A 22706-nucleotide genomic window follows, 5' to 3' on the forward strand; every position below is an offset into this window, starting at 1 on the left:
TCGTTCCAGCAGAAGATGAACACCAGGATCGCGGTGGTGAACACGCCCGGCGCGGCCAGCGGCGCGATCACCTTCCGGAACGCCTGGGCCGGCGTCGCGCCGTCCATCTTCGCCGCCTTTTCCAGCTCCCACGGGATTTCCCGGAAGAACGCCGAGAGCGTGTAGATCGACAGCGGCAGGGCGAACGTGATGTAGGGCAGGATCAGGCCCGGCCAGGTGTCGAACAGGTGCAGGTTCCGCTCGATGTTGAACAGCGGGGTCACCAGCGACACCTGCGGGAACATCGCGATCAGCAGCGAGAGCCCGACCAGCAGCTGCTTGCCGGGGAACTCCAGCCGCGCGATCGCGTACGCGGCCATCGTGCCCAGCACCACCGCGATCACCGTCGAGATGATCGCGATGCCGATGGAGTTCACCAGCGCCAGCAGGAACTCCGACGTCTGGAAGATGTCCGCGTAGTTCTGCCAGGTCCACGACTGCGGGATGAAGTACCCGTCGGTCAGCGTGTCCTTGGTCTTGAACGACAGCGAAACGACCCAGAGCACCGGCACCAGCGCGAACACCAGCACGAGGATGTCGACCAGGCCCCACCTGACCTTGCGGCCCGTCGTGACGGTTCCCATCACCATCAGCGCTTACCCCCGTCGTCCGAACCCGGTGCGGCCGTGCCGAACACCTTGATGAAGATGAAGGCGATGATCGCCACCGTGATGAAGATCAGCACCGCCATCGTCGACCCGATCCCGAGGTTGAGCCCCTTGACCAGGTTGTCGTAGGTCTGCATGGACACCGAGCCGGTGTCCTGCGCGCCGCCGGTGAGCACGTAGATGTTGTCGAAGATCCGGAACGCGTCGAGCGTGCGGAACAGCAGTGCCACCAGGATCGCCGGCTTCATCACCGGGAGCATCACCTTCGTGAACCGCTGCCACGCGCTCGCGCCGTCCATCGCCGCCGCCTTGAGCAGGTCGTCCGGCACCAGCGCGAGGCCGGCCATCAGCAGCAGCGCCATGAACGGCGTGGTCTTCCACACCTCGGCGCCGATGATGATGAACATCGACGGCCACTGCTCGGTGAGCGGGGCGCCGTCCGCGGCCAGCCAGTTCGCCAGGTAACCGGTCTTCGGCGTCCACGCGTAGTACCACGAGAACGCCGCGACGACCGTGACGATGCCGTACGGGATCAGCGCGACCGTGCGGACCAGGCCGCGTCCGACGAGCGTCCGGTGCATGATCAGCGCCAGCGCCATGCCGAGCACGAACTCGATCGCCACCGACACGACGGTCAGGAACATGGTCGTGCCGAACGCCGTCCACCAGTACGAATTGGACAGCACGGCCCCGTAGTTGTCGAAGCCGATGAACTCCTTCTGCGCGGGGAACCGCAGGTCGTAACGCTGCAGCGACAGCCAGATCGAGTAGACGATCGGGTAGCCGGTGACCGCGATCATCACGATGAACGCGGGTGCGCACAGCCACAGCCCGAGCTTCCGCTCGGCCTTCTTCCCCTCGGAGAGGGCGGGCTTGCCCTTCTTGTGCGACACGGGTTCCGGTGCCGCGGTGGCGCCCGCCGTGGTCGGGTCCTGGACGGTCACGGGATCACTCCCTTCGACTGGAGCGCGTCGTTCAGCTGCTCGCGCAGCTTGTTCGCGGTGGCCTGCGGGTCGATGTCGGCCGGCGGCGAAAGGACCTTGGACATCACCGTCGACATGTTCTGGTAGGCGGGGGTCAGCGGCCGCACCGCGGAGTCCTTGATGGCGTCGATGATCGCGTCGCGCATCGGGTACTTGAGCGCCATGTTCGGGTTGTCGGCGCTCGCGGGCTTCGACGGGTCGAGCGGCGTGTCGTTGTGGTACACCGATTCGATGGTCGGCGGCACGCCGTCGTTGATCGCCGAGAACTTCTGGTTCTCCGCGTTCCGCAGGCACAGCGCCGCTTCGAACGCCTCGGGCTTGTGCTGCGACAGCGAGCTGACGCCGAGGTCGTAACCGCCGATCGTGGTCTTGGCCGGCGTGCCGGCCTGCGCCTCGGGGTAGACGGCCCACTTGAAGTGCGAGACGTCCTGCGGCTTTTCCTTGGCGTAGGAGGCGTAGACGAACGGCCAGTTGAGCTCGAACGCGGCGTCACCGCGCTGGAACGTCTGACGGACGTCGTCCTCCTTCGAGTTGGTCAGCGACGGGTCGGTGATGCCCGACGACGCGATCTGCTTCAGCAGGGCGAGAGCCTTCACCGCGCCGTCGTCCAGCACGACGGACTTGCCGTCTTCGGACAGGATGTGCCCGCCCATTGACTGCACCAGCGTGTTGTAGAAGACGACCAGGCCTTCGTACTGCGCGCCCGTGAAGACGATGCTGTAGGGCTTGCCCTGCGCCTTGAGCTCCTTGGACTTGGCGATCATCTCGTCCCACGTCTTCGGCGGCGTGGGCGTGATCCGGTCGTCGTACCAGAGCAGCTGGACGTTGGTGTTCTTCGTGGCCGCGTAGAGCTTCCCGTCGTAGGTCGCCGTTTCCAGCGGCCCCTGCAGGACGCCCTCGGTCGCCGCGGCCTTGTTCTGGTCCTTCCACTCCTCGACCCAGCCGGCCTCGGCGAACTCCGAAACCCAGGTCACGTCGAGGCCCAGGACGTCCATCGCGGTGTCGCCCGCGGCGAGCCGCCTGGCCATCTGCAGGCGCTGGTCGTCCGCCCCGCGCTGCAGCTTGTTGTAGACGATTTCGTACTTCCCGTTCGCCGCCTTGTTGCAGTTGTCGACGACTTTCTGGAAGCTGTCTTCGGGCGCGTAGTAGACGTTGATCTTCAAGCCACCGCCCGAGCCGCAACCGGCGAGCATGCCGGTCACCAGAGCCCCTGCCCCCAGCAGGACCGCGGTGCGGCCGGGCGGGCGCCCCCGTTTGCCCGCGCCGATCCTCTTCCCCATAAGGCCTCCTCACCCGCGTGCACGCCGGATACCGCGGTGCTCGACGAGCACCACGACGCGATGAGGCGAACCGCGCCAGCACCCCGACGTGCTAGTGATCGGGCCGCCGCGCTGGTTGGGCGAGGCCGCCCGACTGGTGTCGGACAACTTATGCCGGGCGATCACACCCCGCAAGCAGTATCGGTAACGATTCAGCCCACTGCAGCTCGAACTGTGATTTTCCCCTGATAATGGTGCCTTTTTTCAGGTTGTGGCCGGCGGTGGTTTGAGAGCGAGCTTGGCGAGCAGCTCACGGGCCTGCTCGGCGGTGCGCGGCTGGCACAGGACGTCGTAGCGGCCGGCCACCAGCTGGCTCGCCGACGAGAAGTCCCGCCGCCCGCGGGACATGCTGTACCCGATGGCGGCGAACATCAGGCCGGACAGCACGCCCAGCACGAGACCGGTCAGCAGCTGCAGCGCGAAGCCCTGGTTGACGAACAGCCCGAGCAGCAGCCCGGCGAACAAGCCGAACCAGGCGCCCGACACGGCGCCGGTGCCGAGCACACGACCCCAGCTGAGCTTCCCGATGACGCGCTCGACCAGCATCAGGTCGACACCGACGATCGTCACGTCGCTGACGGAGAACTCGCTGTCCGCGAGGAAGTCGACGGCCTGCTGCGCCTCGCCGTAGGTCGCGTACGACCCGATCGGCCAGCCGGTCGGCGGGGTCGGCAGCCGCGGCAGGCCTTGGGGCGCCCGGCCGCCGCCGAAAGGACTACTCACCATCATCACCTGCGCACTCGTGGGTCTGGGCGTCCATCTTGTCAAGAACGCCCGGACCGTGCGAGCCGCTTACCCCGAAAGGCCGGGCACTTTTGTCGCCGTGTCGACATTTCCCGGAAATCAGGACCGCGTCTTGTACTCCCGCAGCAGGCCGCGGCTGATGATCGTCTTCTGGATCTCGCTCGTGCCCTCGCCGATCAGCAGGAACGGGGCCTCGCGCATCAGGCGCTCGATCTCGTACTCCTTGGAGTACCCGTAGCCGCCGTGGATGCGGAACGCGTCCTGCGTGACCTCGGCGCAGTACTCGGACGCGATCAGCTTCGCCATCCCGGCTTCGACGTCGTTGCGCTCGCCCGAGTCCTTGAGCCGGGCCGCGTTCACCATCATCAGGTGGGCCGCCTCGACCTTGGTCGCCATCTCGGCCAGCTTGAACGCGACGGCCTGGTGCTCGGCGATCGCCTTGCCGAACGTCTTGCGCTGCTGGGCGTACTCCACGGCCAGCTCGAACGCGCGGATCGCGATGCCGCACGCCCGCGCCGCGACGTTCACGCGGCCGACCTCGACACCGTCCATCATGTACGCGAAGCCCTTGCCCGGTGCTTCGCCGAGCACCATGTCGGCGCCGATCTTGTAGCCGTCGAAGACCGCTTCGGTCGTGTCGACGCCCTTGTAGCCCATCTTGTCGATCTTGCCGGGGATGGTCAGGCCCGGCGCCACCTCGCCGAAGCCCTCCGGCTTCTCGACGAGGAACGTCGTCAGGTTCTGGTGCGCCTTCTCCGCGCCTTCGTCCGTCTTGACGAGCAGCGCGATCAGGTTCGACGAGCCGCCGTTCGTCAGCCACATCTTCGAGCCGTCGATGACGTAGCCGTCGTCGGTCTTCTTCGCCTTGGTCTTGATCGCGGCGACGTCCGAGCCGAGGTCCGGCTCCGACATCGAGAACGAGCCGCGCACCTCGCCGGTGGCCATCCGCGGCAGGAAGTGCTGCTTCTGCGCCTCGGTGCCGTGACGGGAAATCATGTGCGCCACGATGAAGTGCGTGTTGATCACGCCGGACACGCTCATCCAGCCGCGCGCGATCTCTTCGACGACCAGCGCGTAGGTCAGCAGCGACTCGCCGAGCCCGCCGTACTCCTCCGGGATGGTGATCCCGAACAGGCCCATCTCCTTCATGCCCTCGACGATGTCCGCCGGGTAGGTGTCGGAGTGCTCGAGCTCCTGCGCGTGCGGGATGACCTCCTTGTCCACGAACGAGCGGACCGTGGACAGGATCTCCTGCTGCACGTCGGTCAGGCCGGCGGTCTGGGCGAGACGGGCCATCACGGCTCCCTTTCCGGTTGCGACGCCGGCTCCCGGCGCTGGGTTACCGGTGAGTATGACCCGAATCCCGAAACCCTGCTATGAGGGCGCTCACCCTCCGCTCCGTAGAGTGCGCCGCGGAGGGGGCGGACCATGGACCACCCGTACGACCCGGATGACCCTTACGGGCGCCCGGAGCCGGCCGCCGAGGTGCCGCGGCCGGGGCCGGGCCTGGCGCTCGGCGGGCTGGTCTGTTCGGTCGTCGGCAGCGTCCTGTGCCTGTTCGTGGTCGTCGCGGGGATCATCATGGGCCACACCGCGTACGGCAGGGCGAAGCGCGGGGAGGCGACGGGCCGGGGCCTCGCGGTCGCGGCGTTCGTCGTGGGCTACGCCGGGCTCGTGGTGAACGCCGGGCTGGTCGCCCTGATCATCGCGAACGGCTGGGTGCCGACCCGCTAACGTGGGAGCCCTGCACGCACGAGGGGACCCGTCATGACCGACCCGTCCGGGGACAAGGACCGTCCGGCCGAGCCGTACGACCCGCCGCCCACCGCGGAACCGGCGCCGTACTCGCCGGAGAACTACGACCCGCCGGCCGCGGAGCCCGACGCCGCGATCGCCGACCCGCCCGCGCCGCACGCCGACGCGACCGCGCCGCACGCCGAGCAGCCGCCCGCCAGCCAACTGCCGCCCAGCGCGTTCGAGACCCCGGCCGCCGAACAGCCGCGCGCGAACGAACTGCCACCCGGCGCCTTCGAAACCCCGAACACCGAGCAGACGCCCAGCGCCTTCGCAACGCCGGGCGCCGAACAGCCATCCGCGAGCCAACTGCCGCCCGGCGCGTTCGAGACCCCGGCCGCCCACATCCCCGGCACGCCGTACGTCGCGCCCGGCCAGCCGCAGGCGGCCTACGCCTACCAGCAGCCGTACCCGCCCGCGTACGGGCGGCCGTACGCGCCCCCGGCGCCCTACGGTGTGCCGCCCTACGGCGTGCCGCCGCAAAGGCAGGACAACGCGCTCGCGATCGGCGCGCTGGTCTGCTCGATCCTCGGCTTCTGCTCCGGCGTCACCGCGATCGCCGGACTGGTCATGGGCCACATCGCGCTGAGCAAGACGAACCGCGGCGAGGCGGGCGGCCGCGGGCTGGCCACGGCCGCCGTGATCGTCGGCTACGTCGTCGTCGCGCTGTGGGCCGGGTTCTTCACCACCCTGATCATCCTGGGCGTCAACGGCCAGCTGAACTAGTCGGCGGGCAGCACCGCGTCGCCGGGGCTGCGCGGGGACGGCGCCGCGTGGCCGTTCGCCTCCGGTTTCGCTTCCGGCGCCTCGGGTTCCGGCTCGAGCGTGAGCTCCGGTTCCGGGGCGGCGGCCGGCGCCGCGGGCTTCGGCGTCTGCGCATCGAGGAAGCGCAGCAGCTCCACCGGGAACGGCAGCACCAGCGTCGAGTTCTTCTCCGACGACACCTGCACGACGGTCTCCAGCAACCGCAGCTGCAACGCCGACGGGGTGTCGGCCATCCTCGCCGCGGCCTGCGCGAGCTTGTGCGACGCCTGCAGCTCACCGTCGGCGGAGATGACGCGCGCGCGCCGTTCCCGCTCCGCCTCGGCCTGTCGCGACATCGAGCGCTTCATCGCCTCCGGCAGCGCGACGTCCTTGATCTCGACGCGGTCGATGTGGATGCCCCAGTCCAGCGCCGGGCTGTCGATCATCAGCTCCAGGCCCTCGTTGAGGCGTTCGCGGTTGGAGAGCAGGTCGTCGAGGTCGCTCTTGCCGATGATCGAGCGCAGCGACGTCTGCGCGACCTGGCCGACGGCCGACCGGTAGTCCTGCACGTTGACCGCCGCGACGACCGGGTCGATCACCTTGAAGTAGACGACCGCGTCGACCCGGACGGTGACGTTGTCCCGGGTGATGCCGTCCTGGGCGGGCACCGGCATGGTCACGATCTGCATGTTGACCTTCTGCATCCGGTCCGCGAAGGGCATCAACAGGATCAAGCCGGGTTCCGCGACCCGCGACCGCACCCGCCCGAAGCGGTACACCAGGCCACGTTCGTACTGCTTCACCACGCGCACGCTGGCCGCGAGCCAGGCCCCGCCCGCGACTACGACGGCGCTGAGGATTTCCACCACCATGGCTGCTCCCGGGGTTGCGTTTTCCCCTGAAATCCCAGCGTACGCCCGCTGGGGACCCGACGAAACGCACTGGACGCGACTGCCAGGCTGGGGTGGTGAACGATCTCCGCGTCCCGCCGCTGTTCGCCGCCCGGGCGCCCCGGGTGCTCGGCCCGGGCGCCGTCCCGTGGCTGGCCGCCCTGCCGGACCTCGCCGCCGGGTACGCGCGGAAGTGGGGCCTGACGTTCGAGGGCGAGGCCATGCACGGTTACGTCGGCGTGGTGCAGCCCGCGCGGCTGCCCGACGGCACGCCCGTGGTGCTGAAACTGGGCTGGCGAGACGAAGAATCGGCCGACGAGCCGCTCGCACTGTCCACATGGGCCGGCCGGGGTGCGGTGCGGCTGCTGGAGTCCGCGCCGGACGACGGTGTCCTGCTGCTCGAACGGCTCGACGCCGGCCGCACGCTCGACGACCTCCCGCTGCGCTCGGCGATCCCGCTCATCGGCGGCTTGGCGCGGCGCTTGGCCGTCCCCGCTCCGGCCTCGATGTGGCGACGGCTGCGCGCCGAAGCCGCGGAGCTGGCCGAGGACCTCCCCCGCCGCTGGGCCGAGCTCGGCGAGCCGTTCGAAAAGCGGCTGGTCGACGACGCCGTCGCGATCTGCCGCGAGCTGGGGCCGGCGGCGGGCGAACTGCTGGTGAACGAGGACCTGCACTTCCAGAACGTCCTGGCGGGCACGCGCGAGCCGTGGCTGGTCATCGACCCGAAGCCGCTGGCCGGCGACCTCGAGTGGGGCGTGATCCCGTTGTTCTGGAACCGCTTCACCGAGTCCACACTGGACGATCGGTTCGCGCTGATTGTCGCTTCGCAGGAGCTGGACGCCGAGCGCGCCCGCGGGTGGACGCTCGTCCGCGCGGTGCAGAACTGGCTGTGGATGATCGAAGAGTGGTCCGAAACGGGCGAAGACAGCGACGACCCGGCCTTCGTCACAGTGGCGGAAATCGCTCCGTGGGCAGCCAGCCGATAGTGTCAGCGGCATGGCCGCGGTCAACAGGGTTTTCGCAGCTCAGCTGTCCGGGTTGCCGGTATTCGGCCCGGACGGCGAATCCATCGGCCGGGTTCGCGACCTCGTCGCCGGGCTCCGGCTCGACGCCCAGCCGCCGCGGATCCTCGGCCTGGTCGTCGAGCTGGCCACGCGGCGGCGCGTCTTCGTGCCGATGCTGCGCGTCACCTCGATCGAGCCCAGCGCGGTGACGCTCGCCACCGGCTCGGTCAACATGCGCCAGTTCAACCAGCGCCCCAACGAGGTCCTGGTGCTCGGCCAGCTCCTCGACGCGCACGCCACGCTGGCCGGATCGGACACGCGGATCACCGTCGTCGACGCCGGGATGGAACCGACCCGCACCCGCGACTGGGTGCTGGCCAAGCTCGCCATCCGCGAGCGGCGGCTCGGGCTGACCCGCCGCCGCGCGACCATGCAGGTGCTGCCCTGGTCGGAGGTGGCCGGGCTCGGCCTCAACGACCTCGGCGCACAGCCCCAGGGCGCCGGGCAGCTGCTCATGCTGTTCGACACCATGCGCCCGGCCGACATCGCCGCGACCGTGCGCGACCTCCCGCTCAAGCGCCGCCACGAGGTCGCCGACGCGATGGACGACGAACGCCTCGCGGACGTCATCGAGGAGCTGCCGGACGACGACCAGAAGGAGCTGCTGGCCTACCTGGCCGAGGAGCGCGCCGCCGACGTCCTCGAGGCGATGAACCCCGACGACGCCGCCGACCTGCTGGCCGAGCTGGCCCCGGCCGAGCAGAACCGGTTGCTGGAGCTGATGGAGCCGGAGGAGTCCGCGCCGGTCAAGCGGCTGCTGGAGTACTCGTCCGACACCGCGGGCGGCCTGATGACGCCGGAACCGGTGGTGCTGACGCCGGACACGACGATCGCCGAGGCGCTGGCCCACATCCGCAACGCCGAGCTGCCGCCCGCGCTGGCCAGCATGGTGTTCGTCTGCCGCCCGCCGACCGCGACGCCGACCGGGCGCTACGTCGGCGTCGTCCACTTCCAGCGGCTGCTGCGGGAACCCCCCGCCGAGCTCGTGGCCAGCGCGGTGGACACCGGGCTCCCGCCGCTGACGCCGGGCGCGTCGCTCGCCGAGGTCACGCGGTACTTCGCGGCCTACAACCTGACCTGCGGCCCGGTCGTCGACACCGAGGACCACCTGATCGGCGCGGTGACCGTCGACGACGTCCTCGACCACCTGCTGCCGGAGGACTGGCGCGAAACCGGCCTGCACGACACCTTGGAGGAAGACCGTGCCTGAGCTGACCTCGGGACGGCGGCTCGACCAGCCGCGCAGCCAGAGCCGGTTCAGGCTGAACATCGATCCGGACTCGTTCGGCCGGTTCACCGAGCGCATCGCGCGGTTCCTCGGCACCGGCAAGTACCTGTTCTGGCAGACGCTGATCGTCATCGTCTGGATCGTGCTGAACCTGGCCGCGGTGTCGCTGCAGTGGGACCCGTACCCGTTCATCCTGCTCAACCTGGCCTTTTCGACGCAGGCGGCGTACGCGGCCCCGCTGATCCTGCTCGCGCAGAACCGGCAGGACGACCGCGACCGCGTCTCGCTGGAGGAGGACCGCACCCGCGCCACCCAGACGAAGGCCGACACGGAGTACCTGGCCCGGGAGCTGGCGGCGCTGCGGCTGGCGATCGGCGAGGTGGCCACCCGGGACTACCTGCGCAGCGAGCTGGACCGGCTCCGGGACGACCTGGACGTCAAGCCCAGGAAGTCCCGCACCCCTACCGGTACGTAACATGGACGGGGTGACCAGTACGCAGCAGCTCCCCAGCGTCGACGACGTCCGCAGCGCGCTGAAGAGCGTGCAAGACCCCGAGATCCGGAAACCCATCACGGACCTGGGGATGGTCAAGGACGTGGCCGTCGGCGAAGACGGCGTCGTCACCGTCGGGATCTACCTCACGGTGGCCGGCTGCCCCCTGAAGGCGACGCTGACCAACGACACCAAGGAAGCCGTCTCGAAGCTCCCCGGCGTGGCCGACGTCAAGGTCGAACTGGACGTCATGAGTGACGAGCAGCGCACCGAGCTGCGCAAGTCCCTGCGCGGCGACCAGGCGGAGCCGGTGATCCCGTTCGCCCAGCCGGGCTCGATGACGCGGGTGTACTGCGTCGCGTCGGGCAAGGGCGGCGTCGGCAAGTCGTCGGTCACGGTGAACCTGGCCGCGGCGATGGCCCAGCGCGGGCTCTCGGTCGGCGTCGTGGACGCGGACATCTACGGCCACTCGATCCCGCGCATGCTGGGCGCGCGCGAGAAGCCGACCAAGGTCGACACGATGATCATGCCGCCGCAGGCCCACGGCGTGAAGGTGATCTCGATCGGCATGTTCACCCCGGGCAACACCCCGGTGGTCTGGCGCGGCCCGATGCTGCACCGCGCGCTGCAGCAGTTCCTCGCGGACGTCTTCTGGGGCGACCTGGACATCCTGCTGCTGGACCTGCCGCCGGGCACCGGCGACATCGCGATCTCGGTGGCCCAGCTGATCCCGAACGCGGAGATCCTGGTGGTCACGACCCCGCAGCAGGCGGCGGCCGAGGTGGCCGAGCGGGCGGGGGCGATCGCGCTGCAGACGCGTCAGCGCGTGGCGGGCGTCATCGAGAACATGTCGTGGCTGGAGCAGCCGGACGGCACCCGCCTGGAGATCTTCGGCGCGGGCGGCGGCGAGACGGTGGCTTCGTCGCTGTCGAAGTCGATCGGCTCCGAGGTGCCGCTGCTGGGCCAGGTCCCGATGGACCCGCGCGTCGTTTCCCAGGGCGACGCGGGCACCCCGATCGTGCTGTCGGATCCGGAAGCCCCGGCTTCGCAGGTGCTCGCGGAGGCGGCGAAGAAGCTCTCGGTCCGCGCGCGCGGGCTGGCGGGCATGATGCTGAACGTGACCCCCGCGGGCCGCTGACCGCGGTCCGGAACGGCGAAGGCCACCCCGCGGGGTGGCCTTCGGTGTCTCAGGTGGCGTCCGGGTCGATCGGCGGACGCTCGCCCGGCTTGAGGGGCTCCGGGGCCGGCCGGGTCTGGCCGACCGTGTAGCCGTTCGAGCCGTTGGTCCCGTTCGTGCCGGTGCCGCCGTTGAGGTTCGGGCTGCCGTTCGTGATGCCCTTCAGGCCGAGCGGGTCCGCGTCGCCGTCGAACAGGTGCTGCGTCACGACCCGCTTCGGGTCGAAGTTGCGCAGCCCGCGCAGGTCCTCCAGGGGCTTGCGGAGCTGGTCGAACTCCGGGCCCATCTCTTCGCGGAGCTGCTCGCGCGCGCCGTTCGCGAAGTCGCGGACCTTCTTCACGCTCTTCGCCATCCAGGAGGCCGCTTCGGGAAGCCGTTCCGGGCCGAGGATGAAGAGACCGGCGATGATGAGGACGAGGATTTCCCCCCATCCGACACTGTCGAACACCCGTCTACCTCCGCTCGGAACCTGCCCGCCCAGGGTACCCGTCCGCGCCCGCGCTCCGGCAGGCCGAACAGGGAACTCAGTCGGAAGCCAGGGTTACGTCGACGACGAAGCTGGCGCCGTCGCGGACCAGCTGCACCGGGACGACTTCGCCGACGTCGTGGGACCGGACCGCGACGGTCATCTCGGCGGAGTCGCGCACGAGGCGGCCGCCGATCTTCGTGATCACGTCGCCCTCCTTGATGCCCGCGTTCGCGGCCGGCCCGCCCGGCGCCACGTTCTTCACCTGGGCGCCCATGGTGGACGAGCCGGCGACCGTCGACGACGCGTTGATGCCGATGTCGGCGTGCTGGACCTTGCCGTCCTTGATCAGCGCCTTCGCGATCTTCACGGCGTAGTCGCTGGGGATCGCGAAGCCGATGCCGATGCTGCCGCCGTCCGCGCCGGACGAGCGGATCGACGAGTTGATCCCGACCAGCGCGCCGGTCGAGTCGACGAGCGCGCCGCCCGAGTTGCCGTGGTTGATCGCGGCGTCGGTCTGGATGGCCTCGTAGGTGACCGGCGGGGCGCCGTTGTCGCCGCCGGCGGTGATCGGGCGGTTCAGCGCGCTCACGATCCCCGCCGTCACCGAGTTCTGGAGCGCGAGCGGCGAGCCGATCGCCATCACGGTGTCGCCGACCTGCAGGTCCGACGACTTGCCGACCTGCAGCACGGTCGGGTTGGTGACGTTGACCTTCACCACGGCGAGGTCGGTCTTCTGGTCGGCGCCGACGAGTTTGGCCTCGGTGCGGGTGCCGTCGATGAAGATCGCGGTGACCTTGACGCCCGGGTCGGCGCTCGCCGAGGAGATCACGTGCTCGTTGGTGAGGATGTAGCCCTGCGGGTCGATCATCACGCCGGAGCCCTGCTCGCCGGATTCGGCGCCGGGCTTGAAGACTTCGAGCGAGACGACGGCCGGCGCGACGCGCTTGGCGATGTCGGCGACCGAGCCGGCGGGACGCTCCTTCGCCGCCTCGGCTTCGGAGATCGTGGCGGAGCCGGTGAGCTCGCCGCCGGTGTCGGCGACCCACCAGCCGACGAGCCCGCCGGCCGCGCCGATGAGCAGCGCGACGACACCGAGCAGGGCGAGCGCCTTCGGCTTGACGCGCCGCCCGAACAGCACCTCGGGCAGGCTGAGCAGCGCACCGGGGGGCCGGGCGGCGGGCTTTTCCTCGTCTTCGGCGGGCACGGCGGGTCCGGCGAGGACCGCGCCGGCGCCGGGATCGCGCCAGGGGTCGGCCGTGCTGTTCCAGAGCGGCGGATCCTGCGGGGCGGACTCCCCCGTGGCCTCGCGGGGGCGTTCGAGCAGGACGTCTTCGGCGCCGGGCGGCCGCCGGAAGGCTTCGGCGAGCGACTCGGGCGCGGGGGGCGCGAGGCTGACGCCGTTGGCCTTCTGCGGGGTGTAGAGCTGGTCGAACGCCCCGTCGACGCCGTGCGGCCGCCCGAAGACGGCGGCCTGGGCCGGATCGACGGCGGGCCGCGCGAGCGGCCGCGGACCCAGCCGGTCGGCGTCACGCGCGCCGGGCTGCTCGGGATTCACGTTCGGCTCGGTCATCATTCCCCGGTGCAGAAGATCAGGTGGCTGGGCGTGACGATACCCAAGCCCAGTGCTTCGAGTCTGCCGGTCCGCCGGTGAAGTGGCTGTTGCGAGGCCGAAGGCCGCCACGGGGAATCCCCCATGACGGCCTTCGCGGGAAAAGACTTCAGCGCATGCCCACCGGTACCGCGGCGGGTGCCGGGCGCGCGGTGGTGGTCGACGTCGGGACCGGGGCGGCCTGCTGGGGCACCGCCATCTGGGCCGGCAGCAGGTTCGCCTGCTGCGGTGCGCCGCCGCCCGTCTCCGGCGAGCCGTCACCGCTGTCCGCGGACGTCCCGACCAGGGCCAGGGCGCTCAGCACCAACCCGGAGACCACGACCCCGGCACCTTGGGCGGCACGGCGCTTGAAGCCGCCGCCGAGGACGTTCGGCGACTGGCCCAGCGGGGCCGACGAACCCAACGGCGCCACACCACCCAGGACGCCCGTGTCACGCAGGCCCGCGACCCGGTCGGGGCGCTGGACCGCGACCAGCTGGCCGTCGGCCGTGATGGCCAGGTTGTCCGGCGTGGTCGGCAGCTCCGTGTGCTGCGGGATGGACTGGAGGCTCGCCAGGAACCCCGCCGACATCGACGGCGCGCCCGCCCGGCGGATGGCCTCCACGGTCTGCCGCTGCGCACGCACCTCGGCGGCGCACGCGGCGCAACGCGTGATGTGGGACGCCGCGCGCTCGCGGGCGCCGTGCGTCAGTTCCCCGTCGACGAACGCCACCACGGCATCCGGCAGCAGGTGCGACTCGGGGAGTGCCCAGCCTCGCGGTGCGGTCATACCGACACCTTCGCAGACTCCGGTGCGTAAGCGCGCCGACGCTCGAGCGACGCCCGCAGCGCCTGGCGCCCGCGGTGGATGCGGCTGCGGACGGTGCCCAGCTTGACCCCCAGCGTCGCGCCGATCTCCTCGTACGACAGCCCTTCGACGTCGCACAGCACCACGGCCGCGCGGAACTCCGGCGGCAGCTCGTCGAGCGCCGCCTGCAGGTCCGGGTCCAGGTGGGTGTCCGAGTAGACCTGCTCGGGGCTCGGGTCGTCGCCCACGATGCGGTCGGTGTCCTCCGGCAGGCCTTCCATCCGCACGCGCGAGCGGCGGCGGGCCATGTCGAGGAAGAGGTTGGTGGTGATCCGGTGCAGCCAGCCTTCGAACGTGCCCGGCTTGTACGACGCCAGCGAGCGGAAGACCCGGATGAAGGTCTCCTGCGTCAGGTCCTCGGCGTCGTGGGTGTTGCCGGTGAGGCGGTAGGCGAGCCGGTAGACGCGGTCGCCGTGCTCGCGCACGACCTCGTCCCAGGACGGGGGCGTCCAAGCCGCCTCGTCGAGGGACACGGGCTGAGCCGCGACGGCGTCGTCGGCAACGGCGTTCTGCATCGCGGGAGCAGGCACCTCCATCTGTGTTTCTCCTGTCTGCTCCACCCAACGCGGGTCGTCGGCACGGTGTTCCCGTGTTCCCCATGAAGTCTGGCTCGACTCCTTATGGTTCTAGTGAGACTGGACTGAGAGCTGCCTGAGAACTTCTTCCCGGGTGCTTACCAGGGAGCCTGCGCGGATTTATCGACAACCAACGCTAACCTCCGTGCGTGAACACGCCCACCCCTGCGGCCGCGCCGGCCGATTCCGGGTTCGTCGACGGGTACCTGCCCGACGACGAGGTGCTGTCGTCGGCCCGGGCGCGGGCCGAGGACCTGGGCTGCACCTCCCTCAGTGCGGGGGCGGGGGCGACGCTGCGCTTCCTGGCCGCGACGTTGCGCGCGAAGGCCGTGGTCGAGGTGGGCACGGGCGCCGGGGTGAGCGGGCTCAGCCTGCTGCGCGGCATGGCCCCCGACGGCATCCTGACCTCGATCGACGTCGAGCCGGAGTACCAGCGGGCGGCACGGCTGACGTTCCGCGAGGCCGGGTACGCGCCGGGCCGCACGCGCCTGATCGTCGGGCGCGCGCTGGACGTGCTGCAGCGGCTCACGCCGGGTGGCTACGACCTGGTGTTCGTCGACTCGGCGCACATCGAGTACCCGGGGTGCTACGAGCTGGGCGTGTCCCTGCTGCGGCGCGGCGGGATCATCGCGTTCCACAACGTCCTGGCCGGCGGCCGGGTGATCGACCCGGCGCGCCGGGACCCGGAGACGCTGGCGCTGCGCGAGGTGGCCCGGGCGTTCCGCGAGGACGAACGCCTGGTCCCGGCCCTGCTCCCGGTGGGCGGCGGCCTGCTGGTCGCCGCGGCGACCTGAGTCAGCCCGCGTCAACCAGCTCCCGGCGTTCGGCTCGCACCCGCGCTTCAGCCCACGTTGACCAGCGCTCGCCGGGCTTCCCGCGCCGGCGCCGTCCCGGCCCCGACCGCGGCCACCGCCAGGAGCAGCCACACCGCCACCACCGCGATCAGCCACGGCCAGCCCGCGTGGCCGTAGACCCACGCGCCCGCCGCGCCGCCGACGCTGCTGCCCAAGTAGTACGTCGCCGTGTACATGCCGCCCACCTGGCCGCGCGCGTTCTCCGGGGCGTCGGCCGCCGCCCAGCCGTTGGCGACCGCGTGCGCTGCGAAGAACGCGCAGGTCAGCACCAGGAAACCGGCGATGACCAGCGGCAGCGAGTCCGGCAGCGTCAAGGCCGCGCCGACCCCGGTCAGCAGCAGCGCCCCGACCAGCGCCCGGCGGCGGCCGACGCGGGCCACCAGGCGGCCGGCCGCGGCCGAGGACACCGAGCCCGTCGCGTACGCCAGGAACACCAGCGACGCGATCGCCGGTGACAGGTCCAGCGGGTGGCCGGTCAGCCGGAAGCCCGCGGCGTTGTAGAGCGCGACGAACGAGCCCATGGCCAGCAGCGCCACCGCGTACTGGGCGAGCAGCACCGGCTTGCCCAACGCCGTGACGAGCCCGCGCGCGACGGCCTTCAGGTCGGCGGCGCCGCGGGGCTGGGTGCCCGGCGGGAGCGTCACGACGGTGATCGCCGAGCAGAGCGCGCCCACGCCCGCGACGACGTAGAGCGCGCCGCGCCAGCCGAGCGGTCCGGCGGTGAACCCGCTGGCCAGCCGGCCGGCCATGCCGCCGATGGTGTTGCCCGCGATCATCGCGCCGATCGCGGCGGCGACGCCCGCGCGGCCGAGCCGTTCGGCCAGGTAGGCGGCCGCGACGCCCGGGAACCCGGCGATCGCGACGCCCTGCAGGGCGCGCAGCACCAGCAGGGCCGGGTACGTCGGCATCAGCGGCAGCAGCAGGCCGAAGACGACCGAGGCGATCACCGACGTCAGGATCACCGGGCGCCGTCCGACCACTTCGGACAGTGCGGCGATCGGCAGGACGGCGACGGCGAGCGCACCGGTCGCGACGCTCATCGCGAGCGCCGCGCCGCCGGGGTCGAGGTGGTACTGCGCGGCGAGCTGCGGCAGCACCGGCTGCGGCGCGTAGAGCAGGGCGAAGGAGGAGATCCCGGCCGCGGCGACGGCGGTCTTGACTCGGCGGGTGGAGGTCACCACCCGAAAGTAAGCAAAGCTAACCAATACGTCCAATGCGTCACTCTGGCATGATCGATGCGATGACGTATGACTCGCTGTCGGCGCAGGTGGCACCGCACCTGCCCCTGCTCGCCGCCCTGCGGGAGACGAGGAACGTCACACGCACGGCCGAGCTGCTGGGCATCCCGCAGCCGACGGTCAGCCGCCGGCTCGCGGCCCTGGCCGACGCGCTGGGTGCACCCCTGACGGTCCCGCACGGCCGCGGCATCCGCCTCACGCGCGCGGCGGAACTGCTGGCGGAGGCCGCCGAACGCGGCTTGGCGGCGGTCGACACCGGCGTCCGGCTGGCCCGGGAGGAGGTGGCGCCGGAGTCCGGCCACGTCGTGCTGGGGTTCCTGCACCTGCTCGGGCGGTCGCTGGTGCCTTCGCTGCTGCGCGGGCACCGGGCGCGGTACCCGGGCGTCCGGTTCACGCTGGTCCAGGGCTCGCGGCAGGAGATGGTCGACCGGCTGGTCGACGGCGAGCTGGACCTGGCCCTGCTGGCGCCCCTGCCCCATGCCCCGTCGCTGGCCACGGCCGGCCTGGTCGACGAGGAGATCCTGCTTTCGGTCCCGGCGGGTCACCGCCTCGCGGGCCGGAGCTCGGTGCGGGTGGCGGAACTGGCGGACGAGGAGTTCGTGCTGCTGGAACAGGGCTACGGCGTCCGCACCCTGACCGACGAGCTCTGCGCGGCGGCGGGCTTCACGCCGCGGATCGCGTTCGAGGGCCAGGAGTCGGACACCGTGCGCGGCCTCGTGGCGGCCGGGCTGGGCGTGGCGTTGCTGCCGCGCTTCGGCCCGGGCAGCCCCGCGGGCGTCGCGGAGGTGCCGCTGTCGCCCCGCCCGTACCGCACGATCGGCCTGGCCTGGCGCGCCGACGAGCCGACGACCCCGGCGGTCGCCGGCTTCCGCGACCACGTCCTGGCCACCGCACGGCCGAAGCCGTGACGGTCAGGCCAGGGACGCCGTCAGCTCCACCAGGGTCCGGGCCGCGAAGCCGGTCGCGCCCGGGACGACCTCGTCGTAGTTCTTCTCCGACCGCGCCGGGCCCGCGATGTCCAGGTGCGCCCACGGCAGGCCCGAGGTGAACTCGCGCAGGAACAGCGCCGCCGTGATGCCGCCCGGACCCGCGGGGGTCTGCCGGACGTCGCCGAACTCGCCGCGGACGTTCTCCGCGTAGTCCTCCACCAGCGGCATGCGCCACCACGCCTCGCCCACCCGGGCGCCCGCCGAGACGACCGCGGCGGCCAGCGCGGAGTCCGAAGCGAACAGTCCGCCCGTGCGCAGTCCCAGGGAGACCTTCATCGCGCCGGTCAACGTCGCCGCGTCGACGATGTAGTCCGGGCCGAAGCGGCGGATCCCGTACGTCAGCGCGTCGGCGAGGACCATGCGGCCCTCCGCGTCCGTGTTGCCGACCTCGGTCGTCTTGCCGCCGTAGTGCCGGACGATGTCGCCGGGCCGGTACGACGAGCCCGAGACGTGGTTTTCCGCAGCCGGCACCAGCGCCGTCACCCGGACCGGGAGGCCCAGCACGGCGATCGCGCGGATCGCCGCGATGACGGCCGCGCCGCCCGCCATGTCCGTGCGCATCAGGTGCATGCCGTCGGCCGGCTTGATCGACAGGCCGCCGGTGTCGAACGTGATGCCCTTGCCCACCAGCAGCACGTGCTTCGCCGCGCCCGCCGGCTGGTACGCCATCTCGATCAGCCGCGGCGGCCGCGCCGAGCCGCCGCCGACGGCCAGGACGCCGCCGAAACCCTGCGCCGCCAGCCACTTCTCGTCCCGCACGGTCACGTCGACGCCCGGGCCGGCGACGCGCGCGGCGGTGTCCGCCAGCCAGGCCGGGGTCTTGACGTTGGACGGCGTGTTCGCGAGGTCGCGCGTCAACGCCGTCGCCGCCGCCAGCGCCGAAGCGCGGGCCACCGGCTCGGCCAGCCCGGTGTTCCCGGTGACCAGCCGGACCGTCCGGACGGTCGGCGAAGGGTCCTCTCCGGACACCTTGAACCGGTAGCCGCCGAGCAGCAGCCCCAGGGCCAGCTCCGTCACGTGCTCGGCGGAAGCCTCCTCGGGCAGCACCAGCTGCACCGCGCGGAACGCGCGACCGCCGGCGCCGACGTCGTCGGCGAGGCCCGCGTTCACCGCGCGGACCAGGGCCGCGCCCGCCTTCCGGTACTGCTTCGGCTCGCCGTCGCCCAGGCCGGCGACCCAGCGGGCCTCGTCGGCGGGGACCGTCTGCACGTCGCCCGCCTTGCCGGTGATCCGGACACCGCCGATCTCCAGCGGCTCGGACTCGACGTCGTCGGCGGGAGCGGTCACCAACCGGGCCGTCGGGGCGCCGCGGCGGAGGTCGCCCGCCACCTCGATGTCGAGCAGACTGGTCGGAACGGGGGGTAGCGGATTACGCACAGTGAGCAACCTTCGGGCGCAGAGGAACCGCGACCCCGGCCTCCGAAGGGAGACCGGGGTGCGACGGAAGGACGGTTCGGGAGGGCTTGCTAGCCGGTGACCTCCGCCAATGCGGCGCCGAGGTCCTTCGCTTCTTCCGCGGAAAGTTCGACGACGAGTCGCCCACCACCCTCGAGCGGTACGCGCATCACGAGGCCCCGCCCCTCCTTAGTCACTTCGAGGGGACCATCTCCGGTCCGGGGCTTCATGGCCGCCATAGCGTGCTCCCTCCGTCTCAACCGGCGCGCCCGGGTCGCGCTCGCGTGAAAGCCAGCCGGGTCTGGTGTCCATTGTCCCTCATCAGCGGCCGGGCGCATCAGCGGACCGATCTTTTGCCGCCGTATCGGTGCTGGTATGCGGCTCGCGCGAGGTGAAAGACTGTCGGACGACCGACGTATCCGCGCAAGGAGAAGACGTGACCACATCCGACGTCCTGCTGGCCGCCGACGCCGACGGGGTGCGCACCCTCACCCTCAACCGGCCGCAGGCGTACAACTCGCTGACCGTCGAGCTGAAGGAAGCACTGCTCGCGGCGCTGCGCGAGGCGGCGGACGACGAGGCCGTCCGCGCCGTCGTGCTGACCGGCTCGGGCAAGGCGTTCTGCGCCGGCCAGGACCTGAAGGAGCACGTGGGGCTGCTCCAGGCAGGTGACCCCGCGCCGCTACACACGGTGAAGGAGCACTACAACCCGATCGTCCAGGCGATCGTGTCCATGGAGAAGCCGGTGATCGCGGCGATCAACGGCACCGCGGCCGGTGCCGGAGCCGCCTTCGCCTACGCGAGCGACCTGCGGATCGCGGCCGAGTCGTCGTCGTTCCTGATGGCCTTCGCCAACGTGGGGCTGGGCCCGGACTCCGGCGCGTCCTGGACGCTGCAGCGGCTGGTCGGCTACGGCCGCGCCGCCGAGCTGATGCTGCTGGCCCGGACCGTGGACTCCGCCGAGGCGCTGCGCCTCGGCCTGGTCGGCGAGGTCGTGCCGGACGAGGAGCTGCCCGCGCGCGCCCAGAAGATCGCCGCGAAGCTGGCCAACGGGCCGACGGTGGCCTACGCGAAGATCAAGAGCGTGCTGAACCTCGCCGCGCAGTCGACGTTCGAGGAGGCCCTCGAAGCCGAGGACGCCGCCCAGACCGCGCTCGGCGCGACCGCGGACCACACCGAGGCCGTCGAAGCCTTCGTCGGCAAGCGCAAGCCGGACTTCCAGGGCAAGTGAGCCGCCGGCTGCTTCCGGGTCAGGCGGCCCGGAAGCAGCCGGAGACGTGGTCGTCGACCATGCCGGTGGCCTGCATCAGCGCGTAGCACGTCGTCGGCCCCAGGAAGACGAAGCCGCGCTTCTTCAGTTCCTTCGCCATCGCCTTGGACTCGTCGGTGATCGCCGGGACGTCCGCCATCGTCGCCGGGCGCCGGTGCGACGCGGGCGCGAACGACCACAAGAGATCGTCCAACGGGGTGTCCAAAGAATCGATCGCCCGCGCGTTCTTGATCGCCGCCAGGATCTTCGCGCGGTTCCGCACGATGGACGCGTCCTGCATCAGCCGCTCGACGTCGGCGTCGCCGAACTTCGCCACCTTCGACGGCTTGAACCGCTTGAACGCCTTCCGGAAGCCTTCGCGCTTGCGCAGGATCGTGATCCACGAAAGCCCCGACTGGAACGACTCGAGGCACAGCCGCTCGTACAGCTCGTCCTGCCCGTGGAGCGGGACGCCCCACTCCGTGTCGTGGTAGTCCACGTAGTCCGGGGTCGAATTGCCCCAGCTGCACCGCGCGACGCCGTCGGCGCCGACCAGCTCACTCATCCCCACCCACCGAATAGTCCTCAGCGAACCGCGCGAACCGCCGCAGCGACTGGCGCACCCCCAGCGCGAACGCCGGCCGCACCACCGGCCAGCCCAGCCGGCCCAGCGGCCCGAACGGCAGCCGCAGGTGCTCGGCCCAGACGAACGTCGAGCGCGTCGCGCCCTTCGGCACGACCTGGAACACGCCGGTGCCCTGCACGACGCTGCCCAGGTGGCGCACCGCGCACCGCACCGGCGGCTCCCAGCTGGTGATCTCCATGGTGTCGGTGAAGCCGACCCCGGCCAGCCCGGTGAACGCCGCGATCCGCGACCCGACGCTGCGGCCGTTCCCCTCGACGACCTCGACGTCCGTGCCGAGCATCCACTCGCCCTGGCGCGGCCAGTCCGTCAGCGCGAGCCAGGTCGTCCCGGCCGGTGCGCGGACCTCGACGGACAGGATCAGATCCGTCACTGGGCGCCTTCGGGCGAGCTCTCCCGCTCGCGTTCGCGCTGCTCCAGCTCGGCGACCCGGGTGCGCAGCTCGTCGAGCTCGACGCCGAGGCGGCGCATCACCCAGTCCACTTCGGACATCTTGTAGCCGCGCAGCACCAGCTGGAAGCGGACCTCCTGCAGGTCCTCGCCGGTGATGTCCTCGGCGGGCAGCCGCGTCGGCGAACTGCCCGGCGCCAGCGGGGCGAGCTCCTCACCCCGGCCGAACACGACGGCGGCGAGCAGGAACACCACGGCGGCCACCAGCAGCATGACTACGAGGTAGATCAGCGCGGTCGTCACGCGACGATCGTGGCATACCCACCCCAGGATCGTCTCGCGAGCACGACGAGCCGCAGCGAAAGCAGCACCCACGCGACCATCAACAGGACGCACGGGACGCTCAGGAACAGCCTCGACGCGTCGACGAACCCGGTGGCGCCGATCAGCAGCCCGACGGACGCGAGGTTGACGCCGACCGCGAGCGCGATGAGGACCCCGCAGAACCGGGCCAGCCCGGTGCCGTCCAGGCGGCGGCTCAGCCAGCGGATGCCGAGCAGCGCGAGCACGCCGATCACCGGCACGACGAACACGGCGCCGTGGGTGACGTGCGTGACGACCTTGTACCACCCGGGCGTCGGCGTGGAGAGCTTCGTCCACTCGCCGAAGGTGAGGATCCGGGCGTAGTCCCAGGACACCTGCATCAGCGGGACGCCGATGACGAGTTTCCACAGCGTGCGGACGCCGCTGAGCATGCCGAGCTCGGCCTGGTAGTCGCGGGCGACGACGGCCGCCGGGCCGAAGTCGGCGACCGCGCGGCGCTCGGCGTCCTCGTCGGTCCAGCCGCCGGCGCGGTAGGCGTCAGCGGCGTCGTTCAGGCCGTCCCGCGCCTCTTCGAGCAGGTCGGCCTTGAACCGGCCGCAGCCGTGCAGCCTGCGGTCCAGGTCCTGGAGGTATCCGTCGATCATGCTTCCAGCACTCCCCCGATGACCGCCGTGAACTCCCGCCACTCGGCGCGTTCGGCGGCCAAGGCCTGCTGCCCGGAGCGGGTGAGCCGGTAGGTGCGGCGCTTCCGGCCGGACACGACGTCCCATTCGCTGGCCAGCCAGCCGGCCCGCTCGAGCCGGCGCAGCGCCGGGTACACGGTGCCGGTCGGCAGGTCGAGCGCGCCGTCGCTGCGCAGCTGCAGGGCCTCGATGATCGCGTAGCCGTGCAGCTTGCGGCCGTCGAGCACGGCCAGCAGCAACGCGTCGAGGTGCCCGCGCAAGGTGTCCGCCTTCATAGGTACGCAGTCTACGCATGCCCACCCCGGAGACGCTATTGCCGGGACACTCCGGACACACCGGGGTATTTCCCGGAGATGAC

Annotated in this window: 27 protein-coding genes; 9 read left to right on the top strand and 18 right to left on the bottom strand. The window is 71.3% G+C overall.

Annotation, left to right across the window (positions count from 1 at the left end; genetic code table 11):
• The 5 genes from ACWEN0_RS23440 to ACWEN0_RS23460 form a co-directional block, all read right to left on the bottom strand.
• On the bottom strand, positions 1-629 hold a 629-nt coding region (locus tag ACWEN0_RS23440; protein ID WP_451977155.1), incomplete at its 3' end, for a carbohydrate ABC transporter permease.
• Positions 629-1591 (bottom strand): carbohydrate ABC transporter permease, encoded by a 963-nt coding sequence (locus ACWEN0_RS23445; RefSeq protein WP_451977157.1) that lies wholly within the window; start codon positions 1589-1591, stop codon positions 629-631. The genes ACWEN0_RS23445 and ACWEN0_RS23440, both read right to left, overlap by 1 nt.
• Entirely contained in the window at positions 1588-2910 is a 1323-nt protein-coding gene (locus ACWEN0_RS23450) for an ABC transporter substrate-binding protein (RefSeq protein WP_451977160.1), read from the bottom strand. Before ACWEN0_RS23450 ends, ACWEN0_RS23445 begins: the two co-directional genes overlap by 4 nt.
• Positions 2911-3153: 243 nt before the next feature.
• Positions 3154-3678, bottom strand: a complete 525-nt coding sequence (locus ACWEN0_RS23455) for a general stress protein (RefSeq protein WP_451978140.1) — start codon at positions 3676-3678, stop codon at positions 3154-3156.
• A gap of 114 nt (positions 3679-3792) precedes the next feature.
• Positions 3793-4989, bottom strand: a complete 1197-nt coding sequence (locus tag ACWEN0_RS23460) for an acyl-CoA dehydrogenase family protein (protein ID WP_451977163.1) — start codon at positions 4987-4989, stop codon at positions 3793-3795.
• 132 nt (positions 4990-5121) lie between these two features.
• Between ACWEN0_RS23460 and ACWEN0_RS23465 the strand changes: the two genes are divergently transcribed.
• Together ACWEN0_RS23465 and ACWEN0_RS23470 are read left to right on the top strand one after the other, a co-directional pair.
• On the top strand, positions 5122-5427 hold the full coding sequence (locus tag ACWEN0_RS23465) for a DUF4190 domain-containing protein (protein WP_451977166.1): 306 nt from the start codon (positions 5122-5124) through the stop codon (positions 5425-5427).
• A gap of 33 nt (positions 5428-5460) precedes the next feature.
• Complete coding sequence (locus tag ACWEN0_RS23470; protein ID WP_451977169.1) at positions 5461-6213, top strand: DUF4190 domain-containing protein; 753 nt, start codon at positions 5461-5463, stop codon at positions 6211-6213.
• Here ACWEN0_RS23470 and ACWEN0_RS23475 read toward each other — a convergent pair.
• A complete protein-coding gene (locus ACWEN0_RS23475; RefSeq protein WP_451977172.1) occupies positions 6210-7103 on the bottom strand; it encodes a slipin family protein in 894 nt (297 codons plus the stop codon). The two genes, ACWEN0_RS23470 and ACWEN0_RS23475, sit on opposite strands and share 4 nt — an antisense overlap.
• A 92-nt stretch (positions 7104-7195) precedes the next feature.
• Here ACWEN0_RS23475 and ACWEN0_RS23480 point away from each other — a divergent pair, with 92 nt between their 5' ends.
• From ACWEN0_RS23480 to ACWEN0_RS23495, 4 genes are read left to right on the top strand one after another with little or no spacing between them, the layout of a single operon-like run.
• Positions 7196-8107 (top strand): aminoglycoside phosphotransferase family protein, encoded by a 912-nt coding sequence (locus ACWEN0_RS23480; protein ID WP_451977175.1) that lies wholly within the window; start codon positions 7196-7198, stop codon positions 8105-8107.
• A 10-nt stretch (positions 8108-8117) separates the two neighbouring features.
• Positions 8118-9395: a magnesium transporter MgtE N-terminal domain-containing protein gene (locus tag ACWEN0_RS23485; RefSeq protein WP_451977178.1), complete on the top strand. Its 1278-nt coding sequence runs from the start codon at positions 8118-8120 to the stop codon at positions 9393-9395.
• Positions 9388-9888: a DUF1003 domain-containing protein gene (locus ACWEN0_RS23490; RefSeq protein WP_451977180.1), complete on the top strand. Its 501-nt coding sequence runs from the start codon at positions 9388-9390 to the stop codon at positions 9886-9888. The genes ACWEN0_RS23485 and ACWEN0_RS23490 overlap by 8 nt, the downstream gene beginning before the upstream one ends.
• A 10-nt stretch (positions 9889-9898) precedes the next feature.
• Positions 9899-11044 (top strand): Mrp/NBP35 family ATP-binding protein, encoded by a 1146-nt coding sequence (locus ACWEN0_RS23495; RefSeq protein WP_451977183.1) that lies wholly within the window; start codon positions 9899-9901, stop codon positions 11042-11044.
• A gap of 49 nt (positions 11045-11093) precedes the next feature.
• Here the strand turns inward: ACWEN0_RS23495 and tatB are convergent, their stop codons facing one another.
• The 4 genes from tatB to sigE all read right to left on the bottom strand — a co-directional run bounded on the left by tatB (position 11094) and on the right by sigE (position 14544).
• Complete coding sequence (gene tatB / locus ACWEN0_RS23500) at positions 11094-11531, bottom strand: Sec-independent protein translocase protein TatB (protein WP_451977186.1); 438 nt, start codon at positions 11529-11531, stop codon at positions 11094-11096.
• Positions 11532-11607: 76 nt separating this feature from the next.
• The gene (locus ACWEN0_RS23505; RefSeq protein WP_451977189.1) at positions 11608-13125 is read right to left on the bottom strand and encodes a trypsin-like peptidase domain-containing protein; all 1518 of its coding nucleotides are present in this window, start codon (positions 13123-13125) and stop codon (positions 11608-11610) included.
• A 145-nt stretch (positions 13126-13270) separates the two neighbouring features.
• Positions 13271-13930 carry an anti-sigma factor family protein gene (locus ACWEN0_RS23510; protein WP_451977191.1) on the bottom strand — a complete coding sequence of 220 codons (660 nt, stop codon included), beginning with the start codon at positions 13928-13930 and terminating at the stop codon, positions 13271-13273.
• Entirely contained in the window at positions 13927-14544 is a 618-nt protein-coding gene (gene sigE, locus ACWEN0_RS23515) for an RNA polymerase sigma factor SigE (RefSeq protein ID WP_451977194.1), read from the bottom strand. Before sigE ends, ACWEN0_RS23510 begins: the two co-directional genes overlap by 4 nt.
• A 188-nt stretch (positions 14545-14732) precedes the next feature.
• Here sigE and ACWEN0_RS23520 point away from each other — a divergent pair, with 188 nt between their 5' ends.
• Positions 14733-15377: an O-methyltransferase gene (locus tag ACWEN0_RS23520; protein ID WP_451977197.1), complete on the top strand. Its 645-nt coding sequence runs from the start codon at positions 14733-14735 to the stop codon at positions 15375-15377.
• 47 nt (positions 15378-15424) lie between these two features.
• Here the strand turns inward: ACWEN0_RS23520 and ACWEN0_RS23525 are convergent, their stop codons facing one another.
• Entirely contained in the window at positions 15425-16615 is a 1191-nt protein-coding gene (locus ACWEN0_RS23525; protein ID WP_451977200.1) for an MFS transporter, read from the bottom strand.
• Positions 16616-16677: 62 nt separating this feature from the next.
• On the opposite strand from ACWEN0_RS23525, the gene ACWEN0_RS23530 reads away from it, so the two are divergent.
• Complete coding sequence (locus tag ACWEN0_RS23530) at positions 16678-17583, top strand: LysR family transcriptional regulator (RefSeq protein WP_451977203.1); 906 nt, start codon at positions 16678-16680, stop codon at positions 17581-17583.
• A gap of 3 nt (positions 17584-17586) precedes the next feature.
• Here ACWEN0_RS23530 and ACWEN0_RS23535 read toward each other — a convergent pair whose 3' ends face one another.
• Together ACWEN0_RS23535 and ACWEN0_RS23540 are read right to left on the bottom strand one after the other, a co-directional pair.
• Complete coding sequence (locus ACWEN0_RS23535) at positions 17587-19041, bottom strand: leucyl aminopeptidase family protein (protein ID WP_451977206.1); 1455 nt, start codon at positions 19039-19041, stop codon at positions 17587-17589.
• An 89-nt stretch (positions 19042-19130) separates the two neighbouring features.
• Positions 19131-19298, bottom strand: coding sequence for a DUF3117 domain-containing protein (locus tag ACWEN0_RS23540; RefSeq protein WP_013222969.1), 168 nt, complete (start codon positions 19296-19298; stop codon positions 19131-19133).
• A 197-nt stretch (positions 19299-19495) separates the two neighbouring features.
• On the opposite strand from ACWEN0_RS23540, the gene ACWEN0_RS23545 reads away from it, so the two are divergent.
• On the top strand, positions 19496-20290 hold the full coding sequence (locus ACWEN0_RS23545; RefSeq protein WP_451977209.1) for an enoyl-CoA hydratase-related protein: 795 nt from the start codon (positions 19496-19498) through the stop codon (positions 20288-20290).
• Positions 20291-20309: 19 nt separating this feature from the next.
• Here ACWEN0_RS23545 and ACWEN0_RS23550 read toward each other — a convergent pair whose 3' ends face one another.
• The 5 genes from ACWEN0_RS23550 to ACWEN0_RS23570 are packed head-to-tail and all read right to left on the bottom strand — an operon-like array spanning position 20310 to position 22623.
• Positions 20310-20873: a DNA-3-methyladenine glycosylase I gene (locus ACWEN0_RS23550; protein ID WP_451977212.1), complete on the bottom strand. Its 564-nt coding sequence runs from the start codon at positions 20871-20873 to the stop codon at positions 20310-20312.
• Positions 20866-21324 carry an SRPBCC family protein gene (locus ACWEN0_RS23555; protein WP_451977216.1) on the bottom strand — a complete coding sequence of 153 codons (459 nt, stop codon included), beginning with the start codon at positions 21322-21324 and terminating at the stop codon, positions 20866-20868. Before ACWEN0_RS23555 ends, ACWEN0_RS23550 begins: the two co-directional genes overlap by 8 nt.
• Positions 21321-21644, bottom strand: a complete 324-nt coding sequence (locus tag ACWEN0_RS23560) for a DivIVA domain-containing protein (RefSeq protein WP_451977219.1) — start codon at positions 21642-21644, stop codon at positions 21321-21323. Before ACWEN0_RS23560 ends, ACWEN0_RS23555 begins: the two co-directional genes overlap by 4 nt.
• The gene (locus tag ACWEN0_RS23565; RefSeq protein WP_451977222.1) at positions 21641-22309 is read right to left on the bottom strand and encodes a permease prefix domain 1-containing protein; all 669 of its coding nucleotides are present in this window, start codon (positions 22307-22309) and stop codon (positions 21641-21643) included. Before ACWEN0_RS23565 ends, ACWEN0_RS23560 begins: the two co-directional genes overlap by 4 nt.
• Positions 22306-22623: a helix-turn-helix transcriptional regulator gene (locus ACWEN0_RS23570; RefSeq protein ID WP_451977225.1), complete on the bottom strand. Its 318-nt coding sequence runs from the start codon at positions 22621-22623 to the stop codon at positions 22306-22308. Before ACWEN0_RS23570 ends, ACWEN0_RS23565 begins: the two co-directional genes overlap by 4 nt.
• Positions 22624-22706: the final 83 nt, after the last annotated feature.

This window comes from Amycolatopsis sp. NPDC004378, assembly GCF_053602455.1.

What these genes read in the sequence shown, in the direction of transcription:
- ACWEN0_RS23450 (WP_451977160.1), bottom strand. Translation starts at nt 2,910, where the DNA reads ATGGGGAAGAGGATCGGCGCGGGCAAACGGGGGCGCCCGCCCGGCCGC.
- ACWEN0_RS23455 (WP_451978140.1), bottom strand. Translation starts at nt 3,678, where the DNA reads ATGATGGTGAGTAGTCCTTTCGGCGGCGGCCGGGCGCCCCAAGGCCTG.
- ACWEN0_RS23460 (WP_451977163.1), bottom strand. Translation starts at nt 4,989, where the DNA reads ATGGCCCGTCTCGCCCAGACCGCCGGCCTGACCGACGTGCAGCAGGAG.
- ACWEN0_RS23465 (WP_451977166.1), top strand. Translation starts at nt 5,122, where the DNA reads ATGGACCACCCGTACGACCCGGATGACCCTTACGGGCGCCCGGAGCCG.
- ACWEN0_RS23470 (WP_451977169.1), top strand. Translation starts at nt 5,461, where the DNA reads ATGACCGACCCGTCCGGGGACAAGGACCGTCCGGCCGAGCCGTACGAC.
- ACWEN0_RS23475 (WP_451977172.1), bottom strand. Translation starts at nt 7,103, where the DNA reads ATGGTGGTGGAAATCCTCAGCGCCGTCGTAGTCGCGGGCGGGGCCTGG.
- ACWEN0_RS23485 (WP_451977178.1), top strand. Translation starts at nt 8,118, where the DNA reads ATGGCCGCGGTCAACAGGGTTTTCGCAGCTCAGCTGTCCGGGTTGCCG.
- ACWEN0_RS23505 (WP_451977189.1), bottom strand. Translation starts at nt 13,125, where the DNA reads ATGATGACCGAGCCGAACGTGAATCCCGAGCAGCCCGGCGCGCGTGAC.
- ACWEN0_RS23510 (WP_451977191.1), bottom strand. Translation starts at nt 13,930, where the DNA reads ATGACCGCACCGCGAGGCTGGGCACTCCCCGAGTCGCACCTGCTGCCG.
- sigE (WP_451977194.1), bottom strand. Translation starts at nt 14,544, where the DNA reads ATGGAGGTGCCTGCTCCCGCGATGCAGAACGCCGTTGCCGACGACGCC.
- ACWEN0_RS23530 (WP_451977203.1), top strand. Translation starts at nt 16,678, where the DNA reads ATGACGTATGACTCGCTGTCGGCGCAGGTGGCACCGCACCTGCCCCTG.
- ACWEN0_RS23540 (WP_013222969.1), bottom strand. Translation starts at nt 19,298, where the DNA reads ATGGCGGCCATGAAGCCCCGGACCGGAGATGGTCCCCTCGAAGTGACT.
- ACWEN0_RS23550 (WP_451977212.1), bottom strand. Translation starts at nt 20,873, where the DNA reads ATGAGTGAGCTGGTCGGCGCCGACGGCGTCGCGCGGTGCAGCTGGGGC.
- ACWEN0_RS23565 (WP_451977222.1), bottom strand. Translation starts at nt 22,309, where the DNA reads ATGATCGACGGATACCTCCAGGACCTGGACCGCAGGCTGCACGGCTGC.
- ACWEN0_RS23570 (WP_451977225.1), bottom strand. Translation starts at nt 22,623, where the DNA reads ATGAAGGCGGACACCTTGCGCGGGCACCTCGACGCGTTGCTGCTGGCC.